This is a genomic window from Verrucomicrobium sp. BvORR034 (assembly GCF_000739635.1).
In the GTDB taxonomy this organism is placed as follows: Bacteria; Verrucomicrobiota; Verrucomicrobiia; order Verrucomicrobiales; family Verrucomicrobiaceae; genus Verrucomicrobium.
In genome coordinates this window covers 56,763-71,749 of sequence record NZ_BATQ01000010.1, presented here as the reverse complement: position 1 = coordinate 71,749, position 14,987 = coordinate 56,763, and the positions used below count along the sequence as shown (strand labels likewise).

Annotated in this window: 12 protein-coding genes; 2 read left to right on the top strand and 10 right to left on the bottom strand. The window is 60.7% G+C overall.

Annotated features, from left to right (window positions below):
* Window positions 1-57 precede the first annotated feature (57 nt).
* The 6 genes from BV034_RS02110 to BV034_RS02085 all read right to left on the bottom strand — a co-directional run bounded on the left by BV034_RS02110 (window position 58) and on the right by BV034_RS02085 (window position 8,597).
* The gene (locus BV034_RS02110) at window positions 58-1,236 is read right to left on the bottom strand and encodes an aspartyl protease family protein (RefSeq protein WP_265592526.1); all 1,179 of its coding nucleotides are present in this window, start codon (window positions 1,234-1,236) and stop codon (window positions 58-60) included.
* An 82-nt stretch (window positions 1,237-1,318) separates the two neighbouring features.
* Window positions 1,319-2,710 carry a DUF1501 domain-containing protein gene (locus BV034_RS02105; RefSeq protein WP_050023643.1) on the bottom strand — a complete coding sequence of 464 codons (1,392 nt, stop codon included), beginning with the start codon at window positions 2,708-2,710 and terminating at the stop codon, window positions 1,319-1,321.
* A 39-nt stretch (window positions 2,711-2,749) separates the two neighbouring features.
* The gene (locus BV034_RS02100; protein WP_050023641.1) at window positions 2,750-4,786 is read right to left on the bottom strand and encodes a DUF1549 and DUF1553 domain-containing protein; all 2,037 of its coding nucleotides are present in this window, start codon (window positions 4,784-4,786) and stop codon (window positions 2,750-2,752) included.
* Between the two features lie 42 nt (window positions 4,787-4,828).
* Window positions 4,829-6,382, bottom strand: coding sequence for a pectate lyase (locus tag BV034_RS02095; RefSeq protein ID WP_050023639.1), 1,554 nt, complete (start codon window positions 6,380-6,382; stop codon window positions 4,829-4,831).
* A gap of 20 nt (window positions 6,383-6,402) precedes the next feature.
* Window positions 6,403-8,154: a M56 family metallopeptidase gene (locus BV034_RS02090; RefSeq protein ID WP_050023637.1), complete on the bottom strand. Its 1,752-nt coding sequence runs from the start codon at window positions 8,152-8,154 to the stop codon at window positions 6,403-6,405.
* Window positions 8,151-8,597, bottom strand: a complete 447-nt coding sequence (locus BV034_RS02085; protein ID WP_050023635.1) for a BlaI/MecI/CopY family transcriptional regulator — start codon at window positions 8,595-8,597, stop codon at window positions 8,151-8,153. Before BV034_RS02085 ends, BV034_RS02090 begins: the two co-directional genes overlap by 4 nt.
* A gap of 138 nt (window positions 8,598-8,735) precedes the next feature.
* Here BV034_RS02085 and BV034_RS02080 point away from each other — a divergent pair, with 138 nt between their 5' ends.
* Both BV034_RS02080 and BV034_RS02075 read left to right on the top strand, forming a co-directional pair.
* Window positions 8,736-9,305 (top strand): hypothetical protein, encoded by a 570-nt coding sequence (locus BV034_RS02080; RefSeq protein WP_050023630.1) that lies wholly within the window; start codon window positions 8,736-8,738, stop codon window positions 9,303-9,305.
* A gap of 114 nt (window positions 9,306-9,419) precedes the next feature.
* Window positions 9,420-10,673 carry an FG-GAP-like repeat-containing protein gene (locus BV034_RS02075; RefSeq protein ID WP_050023667.1) on the top strand — a complete coding sequence of 418 codons (1,254 nt, stop codon included), beginning with the start codon at window positions 9,420-9,422 and terminating at the stop codon, window positions 10,671-10,673.
* Window positions 10,674-10,781: 108 nt separating this feature from the next.
* On the opposite strand, the gene BV034_RS02070 is transcribed toward BV034_RS02075, so the two are convergent.
* The 4 genes from BV034_RS02070 to BV034_RS02055 form a co-directional block, all read right to left on the bottom strand.
* Window positions 10,782-12,407 carry a hypothetical protein gene (locus tag BV034_RS02070; protein ID WP_050023628.1) on the bottom strand — a complete coding sequence of 542 codons (1,626 nt, stop codon included), beginning with the start codon at window positions 12,405-12,407 and terminating at the stop codon, window positions 10,782-10,784.
* A 94-nt stretch (window positions 12,408-12,501) separates the two neighbouring features.
* Window positions 12,502-14,067, bottom strand: a complete 1,566-nt coding sequence (locus tag BV034_RS02065) for a hypothetical protein (RefSeq protein ID WP_050023626.1) — start codon at window positions 14,065-14,067, stop codon at window positions 12,502-12,504.
* Window positions 14,064-14,432 (bottom strand): hypothetical protein, encoded by a 369-nt coding sequence (locus tag BV034_RS02060; RefSeq protein ID WP_050023624.1) that lies wholly within the window; start codon window positions 14,430-14,432, stop codon window positions 14,064-14,066. The genes BV034_RS02065 and BV034_RS02060 overlap by 4 nt, the downstream gene beginning before the upstream one ends.
* 15 nt (window positions 14,433-14,447) lie before the next feature.
* Window positions 14,448-14,960, bottom strand: coding sequence for a sigma-70 family RNA polymerase sigma factor (locus tag BV034_RS02055; RefSeq protein WP_050023622.1), 513 nt, complete (start codon window positions 14,958-14,960; stop codon window positions 14,448-14,450).
* Window positions 14,961-14,987 lie beyond the last annotated feature (27 nt).

Sequence of the window (14,987 nt, the reverse complement as noted above, 5' to 3'; positions counted from 1 at the left end):
TGGACCTCCTGCTCAAGCCATGCCCGCCGTCGCTGTTTCCTCCGCCCCGGTGACTCCTTATCGAGCCCTGATCAGGGGTCGCCTTTTTTCATCTGCCGATCGAAGCGTCATCTGTGCCCAGCCCGGCGCGCCATTGCGCCTGAACTTCAAACTGATGACAGGACCTTCTGAGCCAGCAAGCACTTCTCTCACCTCGGTCAAATTGTCCCACTCCTCCATGGGTTTTCCTTGTAGATGGGTGAGAACGTCGTTTTCTCGAAAGCCTAACTCTCCAGCAGGAGAGTTTAGGGGCACCTCTCTTTTGACCACTACCTCATTCCCGATTCGGAGCACGGCCAGCCCACTGATGTCAAATCGGGGGGCAGAACCAAATGCCTTTGATGGAACATACGAGGCGGTGTCGCGGGAAAAGTCCAACACCCAGTTGAAGTGGCGCATCAAATCCGTCCCCACACTGCTTGAGTCATCTCCATCGGGCGTGCCCAGATCTCCGATCACCTCAATGGGTGCCAGGCCGGCAAAATCGACCTTGAGCGTCCATGCCGATACGGAAACGCGGTTCCCCTTTGCATCCATGGCGTTCGGACGTGAGTAGGTCGCAATCGGTCGCACCCTTGCCTCTGAGGAAAGTCGTTCATAGTTTTTCGATCCGACGAAGACACCATGAGTCGCTCCACAGTCGATCATGGTGGAACCCAGAATCTCATTCAGGCTCACAAAAGGACTTCCCAGCCCTGGATAGGTAAGCTTGCAGACGGTCATCTTGTCATTCAACCAGTCAGGCTTTCCGTCAGATGGAGGCGCGGCCAAGATTTCGAACCTGTCTCGGTCAGCATCCAATATCAAGACCTTGCCTTTTAGGAGCCCCATGCCGGCCACCACATCAATACGCCGACCATAAACAGCTGAAATCATCGTTAGATCACTCGCCACAAAAACGGCCCCTTCCCGACAGCGCAGATCACCGGCTCGGAGGTCCACCGGCTCCAGTTGAGTCACCTGCAGCGCCCCGGAAGGTGTTCTCGCATGGGTCTGTCCCTTGGTCGCGAGTCCCAAATCTTTAATCAGCCTCTGATCCACCACCACTCCCGTCACGCCCGTGTCGATCACCATCAACACAGGATGGGAACCGATTTGCCCCTCCAAGGTCAGCACCGGATACAGCGTCCTTCCCTCAGCCCCAAAGAGACTCCCTGTCAAAAAACACAACCATGAGAGAAAAGCTTGAATCCTCATGGGCGGATTCAACTCCAAAAAATCCCGGGTGGCAAGACTCGCACAATACCCAGAACTATCCCCCTCTTCCCTTATCCCACTCTCAAGCCACCACCTCCATCGCCACTCTCCCTGACACATCCGTCAGCCGGAAATCCCGCCCTGCGTACTTGTAAGTCAGGATCTCGTGATCCAGGCCCAGCAGATGCAACATCGTGGCATGCAAATCATGCGTGCCCATGATGCCGGAGACCGCCTCTGCGCCGGTTTCATTTGTTGAACCATGCCGCATGCCGCCCTTCACGCCGCCACCCGCCATCCACATGCTGAACCCCTTGGCATTGTGGCCGCGGCCGTCGCCGTTGCCTTTGTCGTCGTAAGCACCGCGGCCGAACTCCCCACCCCAAAGGACCAGGGTGTCCTTGAGCATGTCCCGTTGTTTGAGATCCGTCAGCAGACCGGCGATGGGCTGGTCGATGGAGGCAGCCCTGCCCAAGGTCCCGGTGCGCAGGTTGTTGTGGTGATCCCATCCGCCATGCGTGATCTGAATGAAACGCACGCCTTTCTCCGCCAGACGTCTTGCCATCAGACACTGGGTGCCAAACCTTGCGGTTTCGTTGTTTCCTAATCCATAGAGACTTCGCATGGACTCCGGCTCCTTGTCCAGATCCAGCACGCCCGGCACGGAGGTCTGCATCTGGCAGGCCAGTTCCATGGACTGGATCACGCCTTCCAGTTCCGGATTCGCCGGATCATGCTGCTGCAGCAGGCGTCGGTTCAGCTTCTGCACAAAATCCACCTGCCTGCGTTGCGCCGACATCGAAAGATGCGGGTCCAGATTCGGCAACGCCTGCTGGCCAGTGCGGATGCGGGTGCCCTGGAAGGTGGCGGGAAGGAAGGCTGAACCATAGTTCATCGCCCCGCCTTGATCATGCGGTGGATCAATCGTGATGTAGCCCGGCAGATCTTGCGCCTCGCTCCCCAGACCGTACACTGTCCACGCTCCCATGGAGGGCCTGACGAACATGTCATTGCCCGTGTGCAACGCCACCGTAGCCTGGGAATGTGAGGGCGTGCGCGTCTGACATCCATTCAGCAGGCAAAGCTCATCCGCATGCTTCGCCAGCTCTGGAAACGCTTCGGAAATCATGAGTCCGCTCTTCCCTGAGGGATGGAACTTCAGAACCGGGCCCAGGAGCGCGTGATTACCGCCCTCCTTGCCCACCATCTCCGGTTTCCAGTCAAAGGTCTCCATGTGACTGGGACCTCCCTGCATGTAGAGGAAGATCACCCGCTTCGCCTTGGCCGGGAAGTGCGGCACCTTGGGAGCCAACGGGTTCACATAGCGGGTGCCCGGCTCCCCGATCTGCTGACCATACATCTTCTGACCGGCCATGGCTGCCAGGGCCATCCAGCCAAATCCCGCGCTCGTCTGCTGAAGAAAGGCCCGCCGGGTATGGGCCAGGACGGTGTTGGAGCAGGTTCGGAGGTTCATACTGGTGGGTGAAAGAGGGTTGGTTCCATGAAACTCGAATCACAACACATAGCGGAACTCCGCGCTGCACAGCAGCCCCTGCACGAAGGCGGCCCAGACCTCCCGCTCGGCGAGCCCGCTGCCAGACAGATCCTTCATCAGTGCCTGGGCCGCCTGCACCTCCTGGGCATCAGGCTTGCGCCCGAGCACCCCCCGCCATCCTGCTTGAACACGTGCCGTGTCATCACGAAGCGTCTCGTCCTTCAGCAACCGGTCCGCCGCTTCTTGGGCCAGCTTCACAGTCAGATCGCCGTTCATCAGGAACAGCGCCTGCGGGGAAACGGTGGTCACTTCCCTTTGTCCTTTGATCTGACTGGGATCTGGGAAATCAAACGTCTCCTGCATGGGGCTCAGCAAGGATCGCAATACGGGCAGATAGACACTGCGATACGGCTCGTCTTCATCCACCAGACTCCGTAGCCTGGCCTCGCGGCCCTTGCCTCCGAAACCGGCCACCTGCACCCCAGACGGCCGACGCTCCACCAGCGCGCCAGCCACGAAGAACAAACTGTCACGAATGGCTTCGGCCTCCAACCGTCGGGAGTTCATCTTCCAGAACAGTTCGTTGGCTCCGTCCACCTGTTCCCTGGCTGCATCACCGCGGCTGCTCATCCGATAGGTGCGGCTCAGCATCACGGTGCGGATCATCGCCTTGACCGACCATCCTTTTTCCACGAACCGCACGGCCAGATGGTCCAGCAGTTCTGGATGCGTCGGCGCATCACCCGTCTGGCCAAAATCATCCACCGATCTCACAATGCCCCGGCCGAAAAGATGCTGCCAGATACGGTTCACCATCACCCGCGCCGTGAGCGGGTGATTGGGCTGGGTGAGCCAGCGGACCAGCTCCATTCTGCCGCTCGCTTTCGCATCCACAGCGGGAAACTTGGGCAACTGAGGTATGGCCAGCGTACCCCGCGCGGGCGCTTCACCCCGATCATACGCATCCCCTTTGATCGCGATAGGGCAGTCCTCCATCTCACCCTCTTCCACCCCCATGGCGCGCGTAGGGTCATAGCGGAAGTACACTGGATAACCGCGAGATGGCTGCATCATCTCTGTGATGGCCATGGAGTCGCCATCCCGATCCTCCATGCCCGGTTGCCCGGATGCAGGCTTCCCATCCGTGCTGATTCCTGCCGCAGACGCCGCCGGCTTCATCACTGGCACGCGTAGCAGCGCCTCCTCATCCACATACCCGTTGGCTCCTAGATCGCCCTTCGGACGTTGTCCCGACCAGGTCTGCGTGCTGTAGAAGATGCCCGCCAGGGCATAGTAGTCCCGCTGCGTCACCGGATCCGTCTTATGGTCATGACACCGGGCGCAGCTCACCGTCAGCCCCATGAAGGCCCGGGTGGTCACATCGATCTGGTCGTCCACCCGGTCCAATCGAAACAACTCGCCCCCCTCCGACAAATCCAGCGACGCCATGGTGAGAAGTCCTGTGGCAATCAGTTGCTCCGAGCGTTGGGCAGGAGATGCGGCAGGCAGCAGATCCCCCGCCACCTGCTCGGCAATGAAACGATGGTAGGGCTTGTCCTGGTTGAAGGCATCGATGACATAATCGCGGTAGCGACGGGCAAAGGGAAAGGCCGCATTCATCGTGCGCCCCACGCTGTCGGAGTACCGCACCACATCCAGCCAATGACGCCCCCACCGTTCGCCAAAGCGGGGCGACTGCAGCAAACGATCCAGCACTTTGGCAAAGGCCGCGTCGTCGGAAGCACGATCTTGAAGATAGTCGTCCATCTCCCGCTCCGTGGGTGGGAGACCGGTCAGGTCATAGGTCGCACGACGCAGCAGCACCTCGCGACCAGCATCTGGATTGGGCTGAATGCCTTTTGCCTCCAGGCGCACCAGGATGAACCGATCAAGATCATCTTTGCCCCAGTTCGCCGCCTGCGGCACCGGGATCGCGGGTCGGTACAAAGGCTGGAAAGACCAAGGGATCTCCTTTTCCTTGGCCGAGACTTTCCCTGTCGAGGTCAGCAACGTGACTCCGATGGCGATCCTCTGAATGATCAACCGTGCATTCATAGCATGCAGCCTTTGATTTTGAGTCAGTAGCTTCCCTCGGCCTCACCGCTGTTTACCCAGCCAGGCACAGAGGGTCTGCACATTCTTCACAAACGTCTCGCTGTAGATCACCCCTCCGGGCGGGGTTGTCTTTTTCCCATTCACATCACGCATGATGCCACGGTCGCCATCCTTCTCCGTCCATGCCCCCTGGCTATCGAGGGCCGCCACAAGGTCTGCGACTTCCGCATCCGTGGGCGGTTTGGCGGGCGCCTTGGACTGGACGAATCCCGGCACCGGCGTGCCTTGATTGATCCGTTGCCAGGCCGCCTGGATCAGATCCAGTTCCGGATCCCAGAGCCAGCCGTAGTTCGAGGCCGTCCGGTCGTCTTCATACGTCAGCTCATGCCCCTTGCCACCTGGTCCCCGTTTGAAGTAGAGCGGCTTGTTGGTCTCCAATTCATAGAACCTGGCCAGCTTGCCAGAGGGCAGGATGGACTTGCGCAGATACACCACCGCAGGCGGGATGGGTTGCAGATACTTCTTCTCTCCCGTCACCACCGCCAGACGCAGCAGCGCCCACATCATGCTCTGGGACTCCCGTCCGCTCACAGCGGGGCATTCAAAGGCCCTGCTCCACACGGGCTGCATGTTCTCATCATACTGCTGCGCCCAGGCGGGCTGGGGTTGAGGAAGCTGCGCCAGTAGAAGGAAATCCCCCGCTTTCTTGGCCCCTTCCAGGTACTTGGGCTCCTGATACACCTGGGAGGCCAGGATCAGGGCATCGATCGCTGTGGCATGCAGGTTGTCGTTCGTCACGTAGCACCCGGTGAAATCCTTCGTCCAGGTGCGGGACCAGGATTGGGGAAATGACGCCTGCTTCAAAGGATAGCGCGCTGCCGACGGCGGTGCGTCGGGATAGGTCTCGTGATTGGTGGACCAGCCTCCCGCGGGATACTGCACCTTCAACAGGGTCTCCAGGGCGAACTGGGCCGCTTCGTGAATCTCCTCGTCTTTGAAACCCGTGGCCTTGTCGGCCCGCACCAGCAGGCTGATGGCGCTCTGTGTGACATCATCGTCCAGGGTGGTCTGGTTGTCGCCCTTGTGTTTGCCTACTTTCCACAGGTGCCAGCCCGCCTCTCCCTTGGGCCCGTTCTGTCCTGAAATGAGCTTGCCCTGCGTGTCACGGCGGTAGAGCCACTTCTGCCGGTCTGCACTGCCGAAACTGCCCGAGTAATACCATCCGCCCGAACAGAGCTGTGTCCGGCTCAAGGCATGCGCCGCATCCACCGCCGCCTTCAGGCACGCAGGGTCGCCAGTTGTTTCATAGGAATCCAGAAACGCGAGCCCCACAGCCGGAGTGCCCGGAGGCTGGATCCAGATCGTGTCCGGGCCGGGAATGCCCTCCGCCTCCCGCAGCGAGAAATCCGCACTGTAGCGATACACATACCCGCCGTGTGTGGCGGCCTTGCCATGGTAAAACGACACCGCCTTCAGCAGCGCGGCCTTTGCCGTGACCGGTGAAGCGGGCGGAGCCGCTGCCACGAGCCCTGCAGACGTCGCCCAGAAGATACATCCCAGTCCCCAAACGGGGCCAGTTGCAAAAGGAAACTTCATGGATGGAGAAGGGAGGACGATTACCTTGAACCCTTGCCATCGCCGTTGCCGACATCAGCCCGGGCCTGCAGTATGCCCACGTTCACCACGTTGGCCTGCTGACACAGTTCCAGCGCCCGCGTCACATGCTTGTAGGCCGTCTCCGGCGTGGCCTGTAGCTTCACCACTTGGTCTCGCCCGTTGGCGGCCTGCTGCTTCAGCTTTGCCAGCAGGACCTCCTCCGTCACGTCCTGACCGTTGGCCGTGAAGGAACCGTCCGCCAGCACGCCCACCAGAAGATCGATCCGGTCTTTCCTGGCAACCTTGCCACGCACAGCGGCCTCACCATCAGCAGCACCCCGCTTGCCCTCGGCCGCACCCGCTTTTCCATCGCGATCGCCCTCTTTGCGAGGTTGGTCACCATCCTTCAGTCCGGCCTTTTTCATTTCACCGTCACGGGCCCCCGCCTTCTTGCCTTCACCGTCGCGCACCCCTTGCTTGCCGCCTTCGCCATCACGCGGCCCCTTTTTCACACCATCACCATCGCGTAGTCCCTGCTTGCCGCCGTCACCGTCTCTCGGTCCCTTCTTCACGCCCTCGCCGTCACGGGGTCCTTTTTTGACACCCTCGCCGTCACGGACGGCTTCTTTGTTTCCTTTATCCCCTTCTTTGACTCCGCCTTCTCGCGGAGCCCCATCCTCTTTGGCAGCCGGTTCCTTCGGGGCTTCGCCATCGGCCTGGGCCGTGGTGAAGGTCACCAGCGTCAGCATGGGCACCAGGGCAAGGGCGGCGCGATGCCACCACGGGGAAGGAAGCGGAGAAGCAATCATAAGGATGCGTTTTTGGATCTCAGGTTGTCTTTTGCCAAAAGGCATGAGCGCCGCTCCGGCGGTCGCAGGCAGGCGCACCGTGCCGAGGTGATTCTCCAGCGTCTTGAGCAGAGCCATGCCATAGGACACCCGCTGCTCCCCGTCCATCGCCTCCAGCGCCACACGGTCGCATTCCAGTTCGCGGTCTGCCCGCAAGCGCCGCAGCATCAGCCACACCAGCGGGTTGCACCAGTGCAGCGCCGCCACCGCCAGCCCCGCCCAGCCCCACAGCACATCCTGCCGCTTCACGTGGGCCAGTTCATGCAGGAACATGCCCCGGATCTCATCCTCGGTGTAGTTTCCTGCAAGCTTTGAGGGCACCAGGATGCAGGGTCGAACCCAGCCCCAGAGGGCTACCGTGGGCAGCCCAGGCACCTCAAGAAGCGCCGGACGGCGTGCGCCCCCCAACCGGTGCGCTGCCCATGCCAGCATGGGCTCCAATTCGGATCCAGCAGCCCTGCCACGCTGGCGCACCATGCGCCACAGCATGACATGCGAAGCAGCAGCCCAGCCAGCCACTCCCACCACACCGGCCGCCCATAGACCCGTCAAGATCGTGGTTGCAGCCGGCCATGTGCTCGCCGCACCCTGCTCCACGGGTTGTTGCATCGAGGAAACAAGCTGACTCTCAATGCCCGCCTTCACGAACTCCCCTGGAGTTTCCTGCCGCACCGCCTCCTGACTCACAGACAACACTCGCGAACGCTCCAGCCAGCCAAGCGGATGACTGGGCAGCGACGGCACGGCGGGCAGCAACAGGCGCACCAGGAAGAGAGCCCCCAACAGCAACCGCACGCGGGCCGGAAATCTCCCCCACCAGCCCAACACGACCAGCAAGGCCAGCGCCGGCAACATCACCAGAGAAGTATGCCCCGCCCAGGCCCCTGCCTTTTCCAGCGTCGTGAGAAAGAGATCTGCGTTCATGGCTGGTGCTCCGGTGCGGATTGGCTCAGTTGCTTCTGTTGCAGTTCCAGGAGCTTTCGCATCTCCTCCAGCTCCGCGGGCGTGCACTCCTGCCGCTCCAGAAAACAAGCCAACAAGGGAGCCAGCTTCCCGCCAAACACACGATCCACAAAGGTCCGGCTGGCCTCATGCACGCACCGGTCCTCCTCCACCCGGGGCAGGTAAACATACTCCCGCCCCTGCTGGCGGAAGCCCAGAGCCCCCTTTTGCACCAGCCGGTTGATCAAGGACTGCACCGTCTTCGGCTTCCACGCCTGCCGCCCTTCCAGAGCCTGCACCACGTCCTTGGCGGTCGCCTCCCCTAATCTCCAGAACTCCGTCATCACCACCCACTCCGCATCAGAGATCGGAGGGACCGTTTCAATTTCCTCGGCACTTCGGGGAGTGGGCTTGGCGGCGGGCATGCGCTGAAAACGAAATTTGGAGATTGGATTACACGCGTAATCTCAATTCGATCACAAGTGTAATCGATCGACAAGCAGGAAATTCATGTCTTCGAAAAAACTTTGCCGGGCGCGCCCACCCGCCCACGGTGAGGGGTCATGATGCTTCCGCCCCCAAAACTTCGCGAACTGGCAGTCGCAAGCCAGACGCGTGCTGAGAATCTCCTGCAGCAACAACCGGGGCGCTGGCATGTGATCAGCATTCGCGAGCCAGGCAATCCCGCGCCCGATCTCGCCAACGCCCTCAGTGTCCATGTCGCCACCTTCGAAGACGTGCTCACGCCGCAAGGTCAGCATGGACTCGGCCCCAGAGCTGCTCACTTGGAGAGCATTCTCCGCGCGGTCAAGCCGCTGCGGCAGGTGCCCGTTCTCATCCACTGCTGGGCCGGCCGCTCCCGCAGCACCGCCGTCGCCCTCACTCTCATCGTCCAAGAGCTCTGGGAAGCCGGATTTGAAAGCCTTCCTCTGATCAAGGCTGCGATCGACAGGTTGCTACAGCTTAATCCTCACGCGGTGCCCAACGTTCTCGTGTTGCACCTCGGGCTGGACCTCATTCTTCCCACCCCGCTGCCCGCCACGCTCACCCAAGCCCTCATGAACGATCCACGAATCATCGCCAACCGTCAGGCTTTCCTCGCTGAGGCCGATGAACCCGCCGCTCAAAAGTGAAAACTTGAAACGGAAAACTCCTCCCCCCGCAAGAACTCCCATTGTCGCCAAGTTTGTCTTGTCCGGGCTTTGCCCATCCGTTTTGATGCGCTTCGCGCCACTTTCTCTCTCGTCATGAAACCATATCTCGCTTCCCTCTTCACTCTCTCCCTGGCTGCCGCCTCGGCCCTGGGTCAGTCCACCCCACCGCCCGCCGCCACCGGCAAGTGGGCCAAGCAGCAGCTCACCGATGTCTTCTGGGCAGAAGGTGTGGCCGTGGCTGATGTCAACAAGGACGGCAAAGCCGACGTCCTCTACGGGCCCTACTGGTACGCAGGTCCCGAGTTCAAAACCAAGTCCAAGATCTATTCCGATGCCGACCGGTTTAAGGTGAAAGCCGCCGACGGCTCCGAGACGGAGTTGGAAGGGTTCAAGGGTGCAAAGACCCAGGAGAATGGTTACAGCAACAACTTCCAGTCCTTTGCCCACGACGTGAACAACGACGGCTGGGCCGACTACGTGGTGGTCAGCTTCCCCGGCAAGGAGACCTTCTGGTTCGAGAACCCGAAGGGCGGCCAGGGTGAGTGGGCCAAACATGTGGTATGGACCCCCACCGACAACGAAAGCCCCCTCCTCACGGACATCAATGGCGACGGTCGCCCCGACCTCCTGTGCATGAGCAACGGCCACCTCGGATTCGCCACCTACGATGCCAAGGCCCCCACCCAAACCTGGTCCTGGTACGGCGTCACGCCCCGCATGGCCTGGCAGAAGTACACCCACGGCATTGGCTACGGTGATGTGAACGGCGATGGAAAAGTGGACCTCCTGGAAGGCAGTGGCTGGTGGGAACAACCCGCCTCGCTGGAAGGCAAACCCGCCTGGAAGAAACACGACGCCACCTTCGCCACCAAAGGCGGAGCGCAGATGTACGTGTACGATGTGAACGGCGACGGTCGCAATGACGTGATCAGCAGCCTCTCGGCCCATGAGTACGGTCTCGCCTGGTTCGAGCAGAATGCCGATGGCACCTTCAAGCAGCACCTCATCGTGGGCACGCCTGCCGAAGCTGGCACCACCGGCCTCATCTTCTCCCAGCTTCACGCCATCGAGCTGGTGGACATGAATGGCGACGGCGTGAAGGACATCGTCACCGGCAAGCGCTTCTGGGCCCACGGTGCCAAGGGCGACCCCGAGCCAAATGCCCCCGCCGTGCTCTGGTGGTTCGAGCTCAAACGCGACGGCGGCAAGGTCACCTGGGAGCCTCACTTCATTGACGGCGACTCCGGCGTGGGCACCCAGTTCGTGGTGGCCGACGTGAACGGCGACGGCAAACCCGACGTCGTGGTCGGCAACAAGAAGGGCGCCTACGTCCACACCCAGAAGTAAGTTCGTTTACTCCTGAACCTCTCTCTCAAGCCCAGGGTCCGGCCTCATGTGCCACCCTGGGCTTTTTCGTGCGCTCGTTATTCCCGGATCCCGGAAGTTGTTTGTAGTTCAATCTTTAGATTGCTCAGTCGAAGCTTTCGCAGGCTCCCTCTGCCCAAACTTTGACTCCTTTACCTCCAGGTAGCCCCACACCCAGTCTCCTTCGTAGCCAGGCCCAGGCAGCTTGGTCATCTCAGGATTCTTGGAATCAAGCACTCGATTGCCTCCATCATCCTCTTTGTCTGCCCCGGTCATCCAAAGTCGGTATCTGCCATCATCAGTACGCTGATACCGGACATCGCCATTTGTCATCGGATCCACCGCAGCCGGCACAGGTCTTCCATGCTCATCCGTGAGCTCCGCCAACGTCACTGGGTACCTTCCATGAACCAGGTAAAACGCCTCCAACGAGCAGGCAGCCCGCATCATTTGAACCACGCCTTCAACGTAGGCCGTGCGCTGGACGATCTTTTCCATGATGGGAAAAATCACCCGGCTCGCAAAAAGTTCGGGATACAGCAGTAGGCTGGACTTGGATTTTGTCATCAGGGCATTCACTTCTTCCTGGTGCATTTCCATCGTTGTGAAACCCTCATCCCGCAGCGGCTTGATGAAGTGATCAAGGTAGATCATTGCCACCATGGCTGTGTTGGCATCATAGGCTCCAGTCGGGGCCACTTTGACCAGCGCATCTTTCCACCACTCTCTCGATTCACCGGCCGCCACCTCGCCCAACGCCCTCTTCTGGGGATCATCCCTTATCCAGCAGATGCTGCTTACACTGGTTGCCAATTCTCCTCGAAATGCTTGCAAAAGAGCTGTGCGAGGGCTCAACCGGTCAAGCTCACGACGAAGCCGCTGGAAGTCGGCCGCAGTTCCCATTCGGGCCCGGCAGATTTCCCACATGGGTTGCGCCACGATGGATGTCTGCGTTACCGCAACCAGCGCTCCGATGACCAACCCTTCTTTTTCTGTGGCCTGAGCGAAGCGCAATTGCAGCAAGATGGCATCATGCGCGGCGCGCGCATGCCCCGCCTGAAGTGCTGAGACAGACCTGAGTGCAAGATAGTTGCTCATCGCCTGGATATGCTTGTAATGAGGCACCTCCAGGGCAAACATCAGATCCGGCAGCTGACGGGTTTTCAACGAGGGAACCCAAATGGCAAGTGGCCGGTCCACGCCTGACATAATTTCCTGAACCAATGGGTCTTGAACGGACAGGGCGGTGAAGATGTCGCTGGCCGCATTGCCTGAATCAGCAGGCATGGTAAGGCTGCCCTCCCTTCTGAGCCAGTCAGCGTGGCTTGAAAGGTCCACAGGCTTGCTCTGCTGTGCCCAAAGGTTGGTCGGGGGCCTTTTGTCAAACGTGCCTTCGGCCGGAGCGGGAACAGTTAAGGGGGCCAACCGTTCCCGCACCGCGTCCCCCTCCTCACCGGGCAACGTGATGTTCTTGAAGATGGGCAAGCCGCCCAAGTTCTCACTGTCTGCCGGAGGATCGGGCAGCAGGGACTTGAAATCCAGCGTCTCGCCTTCCTTGGCAATCTGCTGCTCGGCGTGGAGCAGCATCTGTCGGCCTTTCCAGTTCAACAAACAATAGGTTCCGATCACTAACAGCCCACAGACAAAGGCAAGCCCCAACACAATGCGGAACCAGAGAGGGCGGAAGAATCTCTTGAGGGCTTTCAACAGGGTCATGGCGGCGGGGATTCCCTGCCTTATACCCCGCCTTCGCGACGGAGAAAACCCTGCACTGCACCCTTTTTTGACACGGAGACTCACCCAGCCGAGTTCACTTGCCACCCCTCTCCCACACCCAGTCCCCCTGATACTTCTCATCCGAGTACTTGGTGGACTCTGGATTCTTCGCATCCAGCACACGCTTCCCTTCGTCGTCCTTCCGGTCGACACCCGCGGTCCAGAGCCGGTACTGCCCATTCTCCAGCTTCTGGTAGCGGAGAGGCTGGCGGTTCAGAGGGTCCAGGGGGACCACGTAACCTTCAGCCTTCAGTTCCTCCAGGTTCGTGGGATAACTCTGACTCTGCAGGAAGTGCGATTCCAGGGCGCAAGCCGCCTTCATCTGCATCACCAGAGTCTCTACATAAGCAGTCCGGATGATGACGCCCCGCAGGGCTGGCAGAGCCAGTTGCGCCAGGATGGTGTTGGGGTTCCACAAGTAGTTGGCCCGGGCATCCGTGAGCAGGGCTTCCAGTTCCGGCTGCCGGTCGATGCAGCTGGCCAGCCCCTCGTCGCGAAGGGGTTGGATGAAATATTTGATGTGCAGCGTGATCAGGTTGGCCAGGTTGGCGTCGAACCAGCCGTCCGGAATGAGCCGGACCGCCGGAGCCATGTCCTTCCCCTGCGAGTGCCCCAGCAGGGCGATCATGATTTCTTCATCCTCCTGACCCTTCAACGATTGCACGGAGGTCACCGCCATGGTCATCTCCGCACGTTCCCCCACCAAGAGCGACTCAGACGGCCTCAACTTGCCCAACGCACGCCCCAGACGCTGGAAGTCTTCCACCGTCCCCACCCGGGCCTCACACACCTCCCAGAGGGCCTGCGCCAGCATGGTCGCCTGAGCAATGCTCACCAGGGTGCCAATCAATATGGGATCGTGCTGGGTGGCCTCCGCCAGCCGGGTCAGAATCAAAAGCGATTCATGAGCCACCTTTGCATCGCCCACCTGCGCCGCAGCCACCGCCCTCAGGGCAAACCAGGTCCCCATCTTGTTCAACACATCATAGTGGGGCACTTCCAGGGAGTACATCATGGCAGGGAAATCGCGTGTCTTCCAGGCAGGGGTCCACTGCGCCTCAGGACGGTCCAGCCCTTTTGATATTTCCTGAACCATGGCGTCATGCGCAGCCATCCACTTCAGGATGTCCCGGGCGGGGTCTCCAGACTCCTCCAGATTGACCGGCTCCTTCACTTTCGCGTTCTTCAACCACGCCAGCCACGCGGCCAGATCCGTCTTCTGCCCCATAGTCAGGCCGTTTCCCAGCTTGGGCCGGGGCGGCCCTTCCGCGTCCGGCAGGGTGAGCACGCGCAGAGCCTGGCGCACGGCTTCCGCCTCTGCTGCACCCGCGACGCGGTTCCCGAGCGTCAGGTTCTTAAAGACCGGGAGCGCGCCGAAATTCCTTTCATCAGGCACGGGGTCGGGTACCACGGCACGATACTCCAGCGACTCTCCCGTCGCCGCCACTTCGGCCCGCACCTTCGCCCAGGAGCGGGCTCCAGCCCAGTTGTAGCACTGGTAGATCAGGACCAGCAGAGTGACCAGGGAGGCCGCCAGCCAGGTCAGGGCACGGAACCACCGGCGACGCCAGCAGGAGTGGATAAAAGCAGGTACTTTCATGGAACTTCGACAGCTTGATTTTGTGAATTGATCGCCAGGAGGGCATCCAGTGCGGTGAGAGGCAGCTTTCCCCGGGAGGCCTCTCCATCGGCATCACCCGGTTGGTTCAGCGTTGCGGCCATCGATGGTGCCACCTCATCACGTGTCTGCGGCGTGGTCAGCTTGAGGACAAAAATCACGCACCAGGCCGCTCCCAGAGTCACCAGCAGCCAGCGAGGACCCACACGCGCCGTGGTGCGATCGCGCGACTCTGACGCCCGCGCCAGGATCTCCTGCCTCCAGGCTGGCGTGGGATCATCCCCCTGCCCTCGTGCCGCCATCAGGCGGTCACGCAGCTCTTGTTCAAAGTCATCGTCGTGGTTCATCACTCAGAAAGGGTTTCAGGTTTCCTGCTTCAGCTCCTGGTACAACGGCCGCAACAGGCTGCGGAGCTTGTCCAGCGCATAGCGGTAGCGGCTTGCCGCCGTGTTCGCCGGGATGCGCTGGGTCTCCGCTATTTCCTCGAACGTCATCCCCTGCCACAGCTTCAGCTCCGTGACCGTGCGCTGATCTTCCGGCAGGGATGCCAGGGCCTGTTCCAGCTGGCTGGCCAGCACCTTTGCGTCCGGATCCTCCGTCAAACTGAACATCGCTCCCACCTCGTCAGCAGACCGCAGTTCATAGTCCGCCCGCGTCTTCCTCCTCCGCAGCCAGTCCACCGCCAGATTGTGCCCCATGCGATAGATCCAGGCCTTTTCACACTCAGCCAGCACCGCCTTCTCGCGCGCAAGCTTGATGAAGAGCTCTTGCAAGAGATCCCGGGCGTCCGCTTCGCACTTCACGATCGCGGCAAAGTAGCGGAACAGACCGGATGCATGCGCATCGTAGAGGCGTTCCAGTTCTTCGTCTTTCATGGCGGTCGCAGCGGAGGGATCTCGATT

What these genes read in the sequence shown, in the direction of transcription:
- BV034_RS02080 (WP_050023630.1), top strand. Translation starts at nt 8,736, where the DNA reads ATGATGCTTCCGCCCCCAAAACTTCGCGAACTGGCAGTCGCAAGCCAG.
- BV034_RS02095 (WP_050023639.1), bottom strand. Translation starts at nt 6,382, where the DNA reads ATGAAGTTTCCTTTTGCAACTGGCCCCGTTTGGGGACTGGGATGTATC.
- BV034_RS02075 (WP_050023667.1), top strand. Translation starts at nt 9,420, where the DNA reads ATGAAACCATATCTCGCTTCCCTCTTCACTCTCTCCCTGGCTGCCGCC.
- BV034_RS02105 (WP_050023643.1), bottom strand. Translation starts at nt 2,710, where the DNA reads ATGAACCTCCGAACCTGCTCCAACACCGTCCTGGCCCATACCCGGCGG.
- BV034_RS02060 (WP_050023624.1), bottom strand. Translation starts at nt 14,432, where the DNA reads ATGAACCACGACGATGACTTTGAACAAGAGCTGCGTGACCGCCTGATG.
- BV034_RS02100 (WP_050023641.1), bottom strand. Translation starts at nt 4,786, where the DNA reads ATGAATGCACGGTTGATCATTCAGAGGATCGCCATCGGAGTCACGTTG.
- BV034_RS02085 (WP_050023635.1), bottom strand. Translation starts at nt 8,597, where the DNA reads ATGCCCGCCGCCAAGCCCACTCCCCGAAGTGCCGAGGAAATTGAAACG.
- BV034_RS02065 (WP_050023626.1), bottom strand. Translation starts at nt 14,067, where the DNA reads ATGAAAGTACCTGCTTTTATCCACTCCTGCTGGCGTCGCCGGTGGTTC.
- BV034_RS02055 (WP_050023622.1), bottom strand. Translation starts at nt 14,960, where the DNA reads ATGAAAGACGAAGAACTGGAACGCCTCTACGATGCGCATGCATCCGGT.
- BV034_RS02090 (WP_050023637.1), bottom strand. Translation starts at nt 8,154, where the DNA reads ATGAACGCAGATCTCTTTCTCACGACGCTGGAAAAGGCAGGGGCCTGG.
- BV034_RS02110 (WP_265592526.1), bottom strand. Translation starts at nt 1,236, where the DNA reads ATGAGGATTCAAGCTTTTCTCTCATGGTTGTGTTTTTTGACAGGGAGT.
- BV034_RS02070 (WP_050023628.1), bottom strand. Translation starts at nt 12,407, where the DNA reads ATGACCCTGTTGAAAGCCCTCAAGAGATTCTTCCGCCCTCTCTGGTTC.